At 42.0% G+C, this 13,144-nt stretch carries 13 protein-coding genes, 1 pseudogene and 1 riboswitch; of the genes and pseudogenes, 10 read left to right on the top strand and 4 right to left on the bottom strand.

Annotation, left to right across the window (positions count from 1 at the left end; translation table 11 throughout):
• Positions 1 to 61: 61 nt before the first annotated feature.
• Positions 62 to 1,324, bottom strand: a complete 1,263-nt coding sequence (locus BW976_RS00070) for a serine hydrolase (RefSeq protein ID WP_317042910.1) — start codon at positions 1,322 to 1,324, stop codon at positions 62 to 64.
• Between the two features lie 44 nt (positions 1,325 to 1,368).
• Positions 1,369 to 1,576: riboswitch (cobalamin riboswitch) on the top strand.
• A 131-nt stretch (positions 1,577 to 1,707) separates the two neighbouring features.
• On the opposite strand from BW976_RS00070, the gene BW976_RS00065 reads away from it, so the two are divergent.
• The 4 genes from BW976_RS00065 (at position 1,708) to BW976_RS00050 (ending at position 6,004) form a co-directional block, all read left to right on the top strand.
• Entirely contained in the window at positions 1,708 to 3,642 is a 1,935-nt protein-coding gene (locus BW976_RS00065; RefSeq protein ID WP_076369182.1) for a TonB-dependent receptor plug domain-containing protein, read from the top strand.
• Positions 3,643 to 3,694: 52 nt separating this feature from the next.
• The gene (locus tag BW976_RS00060; RefSeq protein WP_076369180.1) at positions 3,695 to 4,258 is read left to right on the top strand and encodes a DUF6580 family putative transport protein; all 564 of its coding nucleotides are present in this window, start codon (positions 3,695 to 3,697) and stop codon (positions 4,256 to 4,258) included.
• Between the two features lie 75 nt (positions 4,259 to 4,333).
• The gene (locus tag BW976_RS00055; RefSeq protein WP_076369178.1) at positions 4,334 to 5,023 is read left to right on the top strand and encodes an SIR2 family NAD-dependent protein deacylase; all 690 of its coding nucleotides are present in this window, start codon (positions 4,334 to 4,336) and stop codon (positions 5,021 to 5,023) included.
• 264 nt (positions 5,024 to 5,287) lie between these two features.
• Complete coding sequence (locus BW976_RS00050) at positions 5,288 to 6,004, top strand: Dph6-related ATP pyrophosphatase (RefSeq protein ID WP_076369176.1); 717 nt, start codon at positions 5,288 to 5,290, stop codon at positions 6,002 to 6,004.
• Between the two features lie 216 nt (positions 6,005 to 6,220).
• On the opposite strand, the gene BW976_RS00045 is transcribed toward BW976_RS00050, so the two are convergent.
• Together BW976_RS00045 and BW976_RS00040 are read right to left on the bottom strand one after the other, a co-directional pair.
• Positions 6,221 to 6,469 carry a hypothetical protein gene (locus BW976_RS00045; RefSeq protein WP_076369174.1) on the bottom strand — a complete coding sequence of 83 codons (249 nt, stop codon included), beginning with the start codon at positions 6,467 to 6,469 and terminating at the stop codon, positions 6,221 to 6,223.
• A gap of 121 nt (positions 6,470 to 6,590) precedes the next feature.
• Positions 6,591 to 7,292, bottom strand: coding sequence for a DUF3291 domain-containing protein (locus BW976_RS00040; protein ID WP_076369172.1), 702 nt, complete (start codon positions 7,290 to 7,292; stop codon positions 6,591 to 6,593).
• Between the two features lie 530 nt (positions 7,293 to 7,822).
• Between BW976_RS00040 and BW976_RS00035 the strand changes: the two genes are divergently transcribed.
• From BW976_RS00035 to BW976_RS00010, 6 genes are all read left to right on the top strand, one after another.
• Complete coding sequence (locus tag BW976_RS00035) at positions 7,823 to 8,302, top strand: GAF domain-containing protein (protein ID WP_076369170.1); 480 nt, start codon at positions 7,823 to 7,825, stop codon at positions 8,300 to 8,302.
• Positions 8,299 to 8,946 (top strand): alpha/beta fold hydrolase, encoded by a 648-nt coding sequence (locus BW976_RS00030; RefSeq protein WP_076369168.1) that lies wholly within the window; start codon positions 8,299 to 8,301, stop codon positions 8,944 to 8,946. Before BW976_RS00035 ends, BW976_RS00030 begins: the two co-directional genes overlap by 4 nt.
• Positions 8,943 to 9,545 carry a DNA-3-methyladenine glycosylase gene (locus BW976_RS00025; RefSeq protein WP_076369166.1) on the top strand — a complete coding sequence of 201 codons (603 nt, stop codon included), beginning with the start codon at positions 8,943 to 8,945 and terminating at the stop codon, positions 9,543 to 9,545. The genes BW976_RS00030 and BW976_RS00025 overlap by 4 nt, the downstream gene beginning before the upstream one ends.
• 77 nt (positions 9,546 to 9,622) lie before the next feature.
• Positions 9,623 to 10,903: a kynureninase gene (kynU, locus tag BW976_RS00020; protein ID WP_076369164.1), complete on the top strand. Its 1,281-nt coding sequence runs from the start codon at positions 9,623 to 9,625 to the stop codon at positions 10,901 to 10,903.
• 58 nt (positions 10,904 to 10,961) lie between these two features.
• Positions 10,962 to 11,816, top strand: coding sequence for a bestrophin family protein (locus tag BW976_RS00015; RefSeq protein WP_076369162.1), 855 nt, complete (start codon positions 10,962 to 10,964; stop codon positions 11,814 to 11,816).
• 6 nt (positions 11,817 to 11,822) lie between these two features.
• Entirely contained in the window at positions 11,823 to 12,725 is a 903-nt protein-coding gene (locus BW976_RS00010) for a histone deacetylase family protein (protein ID WP_076369160.1), read from the top strand.
• A gap of 108 nt (positions 12,726 to 12,833) precedes the next feature.
• Here BW976_RS00010 and BW976_RS29165 read toward each other — a convergent pair.
• Positions 12,834 to 13,144: pseudogene (locus tag BW976_RS29165) on the bottom strand (hypothetical protein); the annotation flags it as partial.

Raw genomic sequence — 13,144 nt, 5'->3', positions numbered from 1 at the left:
TTGTTTAAACGGTTGTAGAATTTAAACAGTACACTGCAATCTAAGTTTTTTTTAAATGAAGTTATTTTACCGGAAGGTAATTAAATTTAAACTGAGTTAAATTTGGTCGATGCTTTTTAGGTCTTTTCAATTCATATTGATAAATCACACGTCCCAGATTTTTTAAGAATGGCAGGCAAACTGTAGCATATTCATATTTATTATCGTTGTAAACCCCATCCTCATTTGATTGTACCACTGCGGTAAGTAAAAACTCTACCTTATTTTTAAAGTCGACAATATAGGCGTTATCAATGTCGTATCCGTAACTGTCACCCACTTTGTTAAATATCCTGATGTTAGGTTCGATTGTGGCTGTGCTGTCGCCACCGTAGTATAAGAACTTGCAGTACGCAGGGAAATATGCTGGTCGGGTATAAGTTGGTTTTATGTTTTCGGTAGGGAATGTACTCATGTAGTGATATATAAAAGCGTAATCTGCAGGAGTAAGGTTGTACCGTTGATTTACTGGAAATAATTGCGGGAAAAGCAATCTTTTTAAAACCTGTTGTTGATCGGCAATAGAGTATACATTTTTTTCGCTCAGATTAAAGGGCTTATTTACCAGGCGGTCACTGCTGTCCAGATAAGCTTTACCCATGATCATATTATCCAGATACATAGGGTAATTCAAGCTATCATATAAAGCTTTTTTGAGATAAACCACCTTGCTCCCATTGTAAAAAGTGATTGGGTTAGTATGTCTGGTGGTTTCACCGGCATCGCCCACAGCCAGTCGGCCCACAATTCTGGTATGATATAGCTGATATTTTTTTAGTTTACGATTGATTTCCTCGCGGCCAACAAATTCATACAAACGATTGAAAGCGTCATTATCGCTCACCAGCAATATCTTTTTGATATAATTCTCAATACTAGGCAATCCGTTTGCCGAGGAGGTGTCGGTTTTTACCCTGGTTTGTTTGGCAAAGGCGCTGTCGGTGATCATTACGGATTCCCGGGTCAATCCTTTTATATGCAACTCATGCAGTTTTTCAAGTGAAAAAAGGGCTGTTGGTAATTTAACCGTGCTTGCAGGGTAAAAATAATGCTGAGCATTTAAATGATAACTGTACGATTTAAAGTGTGGTACGTTATTTTTATCCCGGTCGATCTGTGTATAGAGTATTTGCACCTCGTTTTGGGTAGGATGATTCAGTATTCCACTAAATAGCTCCGGATGACTTTGTAAAAGCCCTTTTAAGAAAACCGTATCAGGTTGCTGGGCAAAGCAGGGAGTAACAGTGATTATGAATAACAGAAGTGTAGCGTACAATTTCATCATTATAAATATACAAATTGTTACTTTGTGGTTGTTAATACTTATCCTAATTTTGTTGCGCTTTAGGTTTCATATGGTTTATGACCGTAAATGAATTAAAGGGAATACGGTGAAGAATCCGTAACTGTCCCGCAGCTGTAAGCTCTTTAACCATTGTTCATTCTTATTGTCACTGTCCCATGAAATGAAAAAGGGGCGGGAAGGCAGGACAACGTGGGAGCAAGTCAGAATACCTGCCCAGGCACTTATATTATTCATAGCTTTCGGGGATTGAAGCTTGAATGTAAATGCTCTTCGTTTAGCGTGTTTTCATTTGACTGATTTGATAGTTATGGTATAATGTAAGTTTAGATAAGAAGCATTATTTAATTATTACATCAGGTTATATGGAGAAAATTTACTTTAAAAGTATTTTAGGAATTGGGTTATTGCATATCACTTTATTGGCAGCTACTGTACAGGCACAGGATACTACACGTTTGCTAAATAACGTAGTGGTTACAGCCACACGCTCACCAAAAAAGCTATCCGATATTGGTAGGGTAGTTACGGTGATCTCTGCCGAGCAGATCAATCGTTCGCAAGGAAAAACCTTACCTCAGTTACTAAATACCGTTCCGGGGCTAACATTTTCTGGAGCTCAGAATGCACCGGGTATCGCTACCTCAATTTATCTGCGTGGCGCCTCAACCGGAAATACACTCATATTGATTGATGGCTTTCCGGTTAACAACGCCTCTGCTATAGATGGTAGTTATGATCTCAATGCTTTTTCATTGGATATGATAGATCACATTGAGATTTTAAAGGGAAGCGGATCAACCCTGTATGGTTCGGACGCGGTAGCCGGTGTTATTAATATCATTACCAAAAAAGGAAAGGGGCAAGGACTTAAAGGTAGCCTGCAGCTAATGGGTGGTAGTTATAATACCTTCAAAGAGTCAGCCTCTTTAAATGGAACCGTAGATAAAACGGGAGTGGCTGTTAATATATCCAATTCCGATTCCAGGGGTTTTGCTGCTGCAACAGATACAACAGGAAAGGGTAATTTTAAAAAAGATGGCTTTCATCAGCGCTCTGCCAGTGTAAATATCAGTCAGGCGGTTTCAAAGAATTTTAGCCTGAACGGAAACCTCCAAACAAGTTATACATCTGGAAACCTACCCTATGGAGCATTCACCGATGATCAAAATTACACCTACAATAATACATTTCTATTCGGTGGCTTAGGAGCTAAATTAATATTACCTGCAGGAGCGTTAGTTGTTAACTTATCTCAAAATGATGTTTGGAACAACTTTAATAATTTGCCGACGGATAATAATAGTGGCTACCAGGTAACAAAAAACAGAGGTAAGATTAGCAATGCCGAGGCTATTTTAAATTACGCATTAGGGAAATATTTTGATATAACCAGCGGTACAAGCTTTAAATACAGTAATACTAATCAGTACAGCTTGTTTTTACCTACAGGTGATCCGGATATCATAAAAGATAGGAATAATAACATATTCAGCGCTTATACTTCTTTGTTTTTTAAGGATGATATTTTCCACATGGAACTGGGGGGGCGCTATAATCACCACAGTACTTATGGCGATAATTTCACCTATACCATCAACCCATCCTTGTTTCTGGCCGACCAATTTAAAGTATTCGGAACAATAGCCTCTGCCTATAAGTCGCCGTCTTTATACCAATTATACTCACAATATGGCAATGGCGGCTTAAAGCCCGAAACCACCACATCATATGAAGCTGGATTCGACTGGGAGATTATTAAAAATACCCTGACGTTCAATACCCAGTTTTATAAACGCAACGCTAAGGATGTGATCTATTTTGCCAATTTATCTGTTTCTCCTTACGGAGTTTATCAAAATGGTCAGTTTCAGAAAGATAAAGGCTTTGAGAGCGAATTGAATTATCACTCCAGTAAACTAACTGCTTCGGCCTATTATACTTATGTAACCGGTAAGTTAACAGATGAAAAAGGTTTACAGACGGCCAATCTTTACCGTAGACCAAAAAGTACATTCGGACTTAATTTTACTTATCAGGTTATTGACGATTTTTCCTTTGGCGTAAACTATAAATACACAGGTAACCGTACCGATCAAAACTTCGCAACTTATCCTTCTACTATAGTTACCCTAAAACACTATAACCTGGCCGATCTGCATTTGGAGCTGAAAGCAACCAGGAACCTGCGTGTATTTGGAGACCTAAACAATGTATTGGATCAAAAATATACCGATTGGTTGGGTTACAATACTATGGGCATCAATTTTATGCTGGGGGCAAAATACCAGTTTAATTAGCGGCTTTTTATTTAATACATTTATAAGTAATTTTACCGCACAAATTTTGATCATGAACTCAAAGGATAATACAACCCGCAACATCGTATTGATACTGATGATTGTGGTGGCAGCTGCTTTCAGGTTGCTGGCTTTTAAATATAAAGAACTGAGCAATTTTAACCCGGTAGGGGCCATTGCTATATTTGGCGGTGTGTATTTTGCCGATAAATGGAAAAGCTACGTTACTGTATTATTGGCCCTGTTTGGTACAGACATTATCCTGAATTACTTCTATTTCCATAAATTAACTTTATGGTATAGCGGTGCCCAGTGGACATACTTGGCCTTTATTTTAATGATCCTAGTAGGTAGTCTGATCAAAAAAGTAAATGTATTGAACGTGGTTTTAGCTTCAGTAGCTTCTGTATTGATCCATTGGTTGCTGACCGATTTACCCGGTACATTGTATCCGCACACTTTAGCGGGTTATCGTACATCCTTAGTAAATGCTATTCCGTTTGAGTATAACATGATCTACGGTAATTTAGTGTTTGGGTTTATTTTGTTTGGTGGTTTTGAATTGGCCAAAACCAAATACAGCTCTCTTCGCTCAAAAAAACAATTGGCACTTTAAGCTAACTCCAAAATATAGAAAAGCGATTTGCCACTAAAGCAGGTCGCTTTTTTTATGGATAAATAATAGACACGAATGAAAAAACTGGTTGTGCTAACAGGTGCTGGCATAAGCGCCGAGAGCGGTTTAAAGACCTTCAGAGACAGCGATGGGCTGTGGGAAGGTTACAATATAGAAGATGTGGCTACGCCGCAGGCATGGCAGCGTAACCCGGCCATGGTACAGCAGTTTTATAACGAGCGCCGCAAATCGGTACTGGAAGCTAAGCCTAATGCCGCTCATTACGCTTTGGCACAGCTCGAAGAGAAATACCAGGTTACCATCATCACCCAAAATATCGATGATCTGCATGAGCGGGCGGGGTCAACCAACGTGATGCACCTGCATGGTATTATCACCCGCTCACAGTCAAGTATTAATTCTGAGCTTACTTACCCCATTGATGGCTGGGAGATCAGGATGGATGAAGTATGTGAATTGGGCTCCCCCCTGAGAGCCCACGTGGTTTGGTTTGGGGAGGATGTGCCCATGATAGGCCCTGCGGCACAAATTTGTGCCGATGCGGACATTTTTATGCTTGTAGGCTCGTCTTTAGCGGTATACCCAGCCGCCGGACTGATCAGCTATGTAAGACCGGAGATCCCCAGGTATATTATCGACCCTAAGATACCAGATGTAGGTGTACGCGGCCAACTGATCAAAATACAGGAGAAGGCTACTGTTGGTGTACCGACATTGGTAGATCAGCTTCTGAAAAATCAGTAATTAAAAGGATAAAGTATCATCTCCGAACAGGGTGGCATGTTGTTAAAAAGTGGGTTTACATGGTTTACACTTTTTATGGTTAATATTTATATATTTAATTGTAAATCAAATAGTTATGTTTAATTTATCGTCATTTAGCGGCTTTATGTGTAAACCCACTAATTGAGCCCCTCAGGAGGAATATAAAACCCTTGAAATAATAATTTAAACTTGCCTGTCTTTTTCTAAAATCACTAATTCAATAAATCACCAATTCGCTAATTAATGCAAAAGTGTATATTCAATTGGAGCGGGGGCAAGGATAGTGCCTTAGCTCTATATCATTGCCTGCAAAATCCAGATCTGGAGATCAAATATCTGGTTACTACTATCAACGATGCAGCCGACAGGATATCCATGCACGGCGTGCGTACAGAGCTACTAATCAAACAGGCCGAAAGTATTGGCATACCATTATACCAGATCCGCCTGCCCGAAATGCCGGGTATGCAAGAGTATGACGAGGTGATGCACAGACACCTCACGCATTTTAAAAGTGAAGGTATCACTCATGCCATTTTTGGCGATATATTTTTGGAGGACCTGAAAGCTTACCGCGATGCCCGCCTGAGCGAGGTTGGGATAGTAGGAATATACCCCTTATGGAAACGTGATACCAGTGAGTTGATCAACGAGTTTTTAGGTCTTGGATTTGGCACTGTTATCGCCTGCACCCAGGAGCGCCTGGAGCGTATAGTAGGGAAGGAGATCAGTCCGGAATTGATAGATGCCTTACCCGACGATGTGGATGTTTGCGGCGAGAACGGCGAGTTCCATACCTTTACTTTTAAAGGCCCTATTTTTAAAAATACCATACCTTACAAAATCGGGGTGAAGATTTTCAAAGAATACAACGCACCCCAAAATGCTGATGATTCCTGTGTTTCGCCGACAGATCAAAAACGGTCCGGATTTTGGTATTGTGACCTGCTTTTGGCGTAACCTCCCATTTATTTGGCAAAATTAGTCTCAGAATATTATTTTTTACTAACGTATAAATAATTATATAACAGTTATTTATTGATGAAATATAAAGCAATAATCCACTTAAATGAAAATATACAATGGGTTTGCGTTAAAAATTACTCGTTTTTACAGAATAAAATTCTGTTTATGAATGAGTAAATAATTAACTATCTATATTTTAAGTAGTTGTGATTAGTAATTGTACCGATAATAAGACTCTTTAAAGTCTGTTCGCATCTCGGTAAAGCGGGTGCCTACCTTTTTTAAAAACGCTTCATCGAGTAATTCAAAAACGCTGTTCACGCCATCGGTCAAATCCATTTCGGGGATCTTATAACTTTGTTCCAGGGCACCCTGCTCTATCTTCACAATAAACTTTTGATTCATGTTTAGGATAGATATTTTAAAATCGGGGTGTGGTAGTTCGGCAATAATTCTCATGGTTAGCAATTAGTGATTTATATATTGAGTAAAGATTATTGGAGCAAAGAGTAAGGATTTTTGAATAAAATGACTTTGCTATTCTGTCTTTTATCTTTGCTCCAAAAGTCCTTATTCCTTGTTAACATAATCCTTTATCCCCCAAAGGATCTTTTCCGTGGAGTGACCCAAAACTTTCCAGGGGTTTAAACCGGGCGAAAAGTTCCTCGCTGTACCAATTCTCGCTTCTGGTTAATTTGATCACCTCGGCATGTTCGCGGCTTTGGTAGGCGAAAGCTTTTACATCATCCAGGCTTTGCCAAACCGAAAAAGTAGCCTGACGGTAAACAGGTGCTTCGCCTATACCAAACGAAGTAATATAACCCCGCGCGCCCGACATAAGGTTAGCTACCTCATCTACATGCGACCAAAAGTTCTTCAACCGGCTAATCCTGATCGTGGCGCGGGTAAGTACTGCTACCGGGCCAGAGTAATCTTTGGCTTCCGGGTTGCCAAAGGGCTCTTTTCTATCCCATTTACCGTGACTTTGCAATGGTTCGCAGAGTACTGTCCAGCCTTCATGGCCTAATATCTTCCACCAGTTGGAAACGAAGGAACTAGCCTGGAACCGGTCGAAATCTTCCCGGCTGTCCCAGCAGGCCAATAGGCCCCATTGCTGCCAGTCGGGCTGAAGATCAAAAGTGCCGTTATGGCCGGAACCTAGCAGTTTATAAAAACTGCAGCCTTTTTGCATCCACATGGGCAGGCGATGTATAGCCATGGCCAGTAATGCAAAAGGGATAAAAAGTTTCCGGTATCTAACAATGGTAAGGCTAACGATCATGTTCTGCTAAATAAAACATTAATTGTAAAACCCCGGCCAAAAAACTTCTTAAACCTCAAATTTTAACACTTTTCTGATTAAAAACAGGATGAAAACGGATGGAAATTTATTCAAAACCATCGATTTTAACACTTTTTAACAAATTACAACACGGTTTTGAGCGGTTTTGAAAGCTTTAAAAAGTATTAAATTACTGACTGTTAAATAACTACATGCCAGACAGTTGGTTTTTGGTCTGGTTTTTCTTTTAACCAAACAGCCCGCTACTCTGATAAAAAGAGCAGCGGGCCGTTGTAGGATGCAAACATACCAAAATTCAGGGGTTATTTATTATCTAAGAGTGTAATTCGATTTGGCGCGTGATGTCGAGTCATCCTGTCATCACTACGCTCGACATCCCTCAGGGTTGCCCGGCGAAGCTTGGGCGCGGTGAGTCGACGTCATGCGCCAAATCGAACCTTTATCCAACTTTAGTTTAAATATGATACCCGGTTGATGCACTTTCTGCCACACATTGTTATTTTTGTATTATGGCAGAGGATTTAAACATTACCACATCAACCGATAAAACCGAACAATACACAACGCTGATTCCACAAATAGAAGCTTTGCTTTACGGTGAGCCGGATCTGGTGGCCAACCTGGCCAATGTGGCCGCGGCTTTAAAAGAGCAGTTTAAATGGTTTTGGGTAGGGTTTTACCTGGTTAAGAATAATGAGTTGGTTTTGGGTCCCTTTCAGGGTCCTGTGGCCTGCACTCGTATAGGTTTGGGTAAAGGTGTTTGCGGTGCGGCATGGCAGCAGGCCAAAACGCTGGTAGTGCCTGATGTGGAGGCTTTCCCAGGACATATCGCCTGCAGCTCGCTTTCACAGTCGGAAATTGTAGTGCCGGTATTTCATAATGGGGAAGTGGTTGCAGTTTTGGATGTGGACAGCGAATTGCTGGATCAGTTCGATGAAACCGATGCGCAATACCTGGAGCAAATTGTAAAGCTGTTAAACTTTGCATGAGTCGGATCTACCTGATAGCCGGCCTTGGTGCGGATACCCGCGTTTATAATAATATCGACCTGCACGATCATGAAGTAATACCTGTCGACTGGATAGAGCCACATGAATCAGATACTTTAAATACGTATGCGCAAAAGCTTATTCATCAATATAATATACAACCTAATTCTGTCATTATTGGCAACTCCTTGGGTGGAATGATCGCCGTGGAGATAGCTAAACAGATTCCTGTAAAAAAGGTGATCCTGATATCGAGTATTAAAACCAATAAAGAAGCTCCACGGTATTTTAGCTTCTTCCGCGCCTTGCCCGTTTATAAGATCATCCCCGGAAAATGGGTCACCTCATTGGGTTTTATGATCAAGCCTTTGTTTGGACACATGAGTGCAGAGGATGCCTGGCTGTTTAGTGATATGCTGAAAAACTCATCACCCACTTTTGTAAAATGGGCCATGCGAGCAGTGTTGCACTGGAAAAACGATATTATCCCGCCAAATCTCTTTCATATTACCGGTGACAAGGATCTGGTGTTTTCATTTAAGCGTATCTCTGATGCTACTATTGTTAAAGGCGGCACCCATATCATGATATTTGATAAGGCAAAAGAGATCAATAAATTATTAAAAAACATCCTTAAAAAATGAAGTTGCCCGAAACGTATTACCTGGGTACCGATGTGGTAGCTATCAGTAAAAGTTTATTAGGAAAGTATTTATTTACTTGTATTGATGGTGTAACTACCGGTGGTTACATTATTGAAACAGAAGCTTATAATGGCGCTGTAGATAAAGCGGCGCATTCTTATGGTAACCGCATTACCCCGCGTACCAAAACCATGTTTATGCAGGGCGGTATCGCTTATATATACCTGTGTTATGGCATCCACGAAATGTTTAATATCGTAACCTCGACAGAAGGACATGCTCAGGCTATCCTGATCAGGGCTGTTCATCCGACCGAAGGAATTGAAGCTATGCAGGTAAGACGCAATATGATGGTGCTTAAGCCAACCATTACCGCCGGACCGGGTTCTGTTGCCAAAGCCCTGGGTATATCCCGAAACATCAATGCCATCAGTTTGCAAAGCGATACCCTGTGGCTGGAAGACCGCGGACTGCATTTTGCCGACGAGCAAATAACAGTTGGTCCCCGAATAGGGGTTGCCTATGCCGCCGAAGATGCCTTACTGCCATATCGCTTTTATGTTAAGGGTGATATTTATGTGAGTAAGCCGAATAAGTGAGTAGTGAGAAAATGAACAGGCAATTTAGTAAGGCAAATTCACTAATTCACCACTCACTAATTAATTATCTTTGGCCGATGAATTATCAGAATAGTTTAGCATTTGCTTTGGAACAGGACGCGCTTGATCCGTTAAAAAATTTCAGGAGCCGCTTTTTAATTCCGCAGCATCATGGGGTCGATGCGGTTTATTTATGCGGTAACTCTTTAGGTCTGCAACCGGCTTCGGCAGGGAAATATTTAGCGGATCAGTTGAGCAACTGGCAGAATCTTGCGGTAGAGGGTTGGTTCCAGGGTGACGACCCCTGGCTTAATTATCACAAGCAGCTTTTGCCATCGATAGCCAGTATTGTTGGCGCGCAGGAAAGTGAAGTTACAGTGATGAATTCACTTACAGTAAATCTTCATTTACTGATGGTAAGTTTCTATAAGCCAAATCATAAAAGATTTAAGATTATCATGGAAGGGGGGGCTTTTCCCTCAGATCAATATGCGATGGAAAGCCAGACTAAGTTTCATGGATTTGATCCAAAGGAAGCTATTGTCGAGATATTTCCGCGTGAAGGTGAATTGACTTTGCGCACGGAAGACATCATCCAAACGATAAATGAGCATGCTGATGAACTGGCGCTGGTTATGTTTGCCGGTATCAATTATTACACCGGTCAGCTATTCGATATGGAAGCTATTGCCGCTGCGGCCCATAAAGCTGGCGCGTACGCCGGTTTTGATCTGGCGCATGCTGCTGGTAACGTCCCCTTGAAATTGCACGACTGGGGTGCTGATTTCGCCTGCTGGTGTTCGTATAAATACATGAACTCAGGTCCGGGTGGCATCAGTGGTATTTTTGTACACGAAAAGCATTTCAATAATCCCGAATTAGACCGTTTTGCGGGCTGGTGGGGTTATCGCGAGGACAAGCGTTTTTTGATGGCGCCTGGCTTCGATGCGGCTAAAGGTGCTGGTGGTTGGCAGGTAAGCACCAGTCCTGTATTGCTCCTGGCTTTATTTAAGGCCTCTATGGCTATTTTTGATGACACAGGCGGCATGGGTATTCTGCGAGAGAAAAGCGTGGCTTTAACGGGCTATATGGAGTTTCTGATAAAGGAGTTGAATAAGAGGCTGGGCGAAGATGTATTTAAGATCATTACGCCAGCAGATCCGCAAAAGCGGGGTTGCCAGTTATCGGTGGTTTGCAAGCGGGATGCCAAAGCGATTTTCCAATACCTGGCTGATAACGGTGTAATAGGCGACTGGCGCGAACCTGACGTGATCAGGTTGAGCCCGGTGCCGCTTTATAACAGTTTTCAGGATGTGTACCAGGCGGTTCAGCAAATGGCGGCGGCGATACAACAGTAGATGTTAGACTGTGGCCGAATATTTTTGACTTTTGAATTTTTACTTTTGACTTAACAAAATGGTTTATTACAACCCCAAAGAGTGGTTCTCTTTTATTTTCAGAATTAATAAAGCCGATACGTTGAGAGAGTTGTTTCCTCTGATGCTGGCCGTAGGTACCTATGCCGGTGTGGTTACTTATTTCCTGATTGATTTTTGGCATTTGCCAGATACCAGTGTGCTGCGGAAGGTTAACTTTATTCATCAAACCATCGGTTTTGTATTTTCGTTATTACTAGCCTTTCGGATCAATTCAGCATATGACCGCTGGTGGGAAGGGCGCAAGATATGGGGGAGCCTGGTGAACAGCAGCCGCAACCTGGCCATTAAGCTAAAGCACCTCGTTGGCGAGAATGACGCAGCGTTTTTTAACTACACCATACCGCTTTTCGCGCGGTCGCTCCGGGATCATTTACGGGATACCTATGTGGCTGAGCAATCAGAATTTATTGCCATTGATCCCAGCAAACATGTGCCTAACCAGATAGCTTCCGCTATTGTAGCTAACGTGTACAGGCTCAATAAAAGCGGTGAAATAAGTCCGGAGCAATTGTTTAGTATAACTACAGAAATAACTTCATTTACAGATATTTGTGGTGGTTGTGAGCGTATCAAAAAAACACCTATTCCTTTTTCTTATAATGTGTTTATTAAGAAGTTTATCTTCACTTATATCATGACGCTGCCCTTTACCTGGGCCTTTGATCTGAAGTATTTCATTATCCCCGTGATATCTTTTGTGCTGTTTGTTTTTGCCAGCATTGAGATATTGGCCGAGGAGATTGAAGACCCATTTGGCTATGATGCCAACGACTTGCCGTTGGATAGCATCTGTGATAACATTAGGAAGCATGTGGGAGAGATATTGGCTTAAGCAGGTATGTTCAAAATAGCTTACGACCCTATATATGCGCACCCCCTTCCCGAAGGGCACCGCTTCCCGATGCTGAAGTACGAATTGATTCCGGCGCAACTGCTGCATGAAGGGGTGATCAATCGGGATAATCTATTTTCGCCGGATGTGCTATCAGAGGATATTATCCTGCAAACCCATGATAAAGATTACTGGCACCAACTGCGCGACCTGACCCTGCCGCTAAAAGAACAACGCCGTATCGGTTTTCCTTTATCCGCCCGGTTAGTGGAGCGTGAGATCAGGATAGCTAGAGGGACTATTGACGGTTGCGGGTTTGCTTTTGATAACCGCATCGCCTTTAATGTAGCAGGAGGAACGCATCATGCAGGTAGTAATTGGGGTGAGGGATTCTGCCTGCTGAATGATCAGGCCATTGCAGCTAACTGGTTATTGAATAATAACTTAGCTCAATCTATCTTAATTGTTGATTTAGATGTGCACCAGGGTAATGGCACCGCCCAGATTTTTGAAAATGAGCCACGGGTGTTTACCTTCTCGATGCACGGCGCAAACAATTTTCCGTCGCGTAAGGAAACATCCGATCTGGATATTCCACTGCCAGATGGAGTTGGGGATGATAAATTTTTGGATATTCTGTATGATACCTTGCCCAGGCTAATCAATCAGCAAAAGCCCGATTTTATATTCTACCTATCAGGTGTTGATATCCTGGCGACTGATAAACTGGGCAAGCTGGCCCTGAGTAAAGACGCCTGTAAAGCGCGCGATACATTTGTTTTTGAACAATGTATTGCGAACAACTTGCCCGTACAGGTGAGCATGGGCGGTGGCTACTCACCGCAGATCAGAGATATTGTGGAGGCGCATTGTAATACTTTTAAGATGGCAGCTGATTTGTATTTTTGATGTTTGAATTTTAAAAAAATGCTTGTCATGCTGAACGGAGTGAAGCATCTATTATGAAACTTTTCAATCGCAGAGTAGATCCTTCGTTCCTACCCATGACATACTTAATTAAGCAGGTACAAGTTTCATATCTAATTCGAGGGCTAACTTTTCTAAGCGCTTCTTTTTCTGCTGGATAAGGATCGTTTGATAGGCCTCCATACCTCTTTCAACGAACTCGTTTCCCTTGACGATCAGGCGCCAATATTGAGCGGCAAGTTTTCTTGCAGTAGCCTTTATGGCGACTGCCGGCCCTTTACGTCCCCTTAGCCGCCTGGCAAACGCACCCCAGCCAATGTATTTGCTGTTCAGCAAGCCCTGGGCCATTTGTTTGAAGATCTGACCGACGGCAGGTTTACCCTTACTTTTACTTTTGTTCT

Source organism: Mucilaginibacter lappiensis, assembly GCF_900155965.1.
GTDB lineage: Bacteria > Bacteroidota > Bacteroidia > Sphingobacteriales > Sphingobacteriaceae > Mucilaginibacter > Mucilaginibacter lappiensis.
This window is presented reverse-complemented; position numbering and strand designations above follow the sequence as displayed.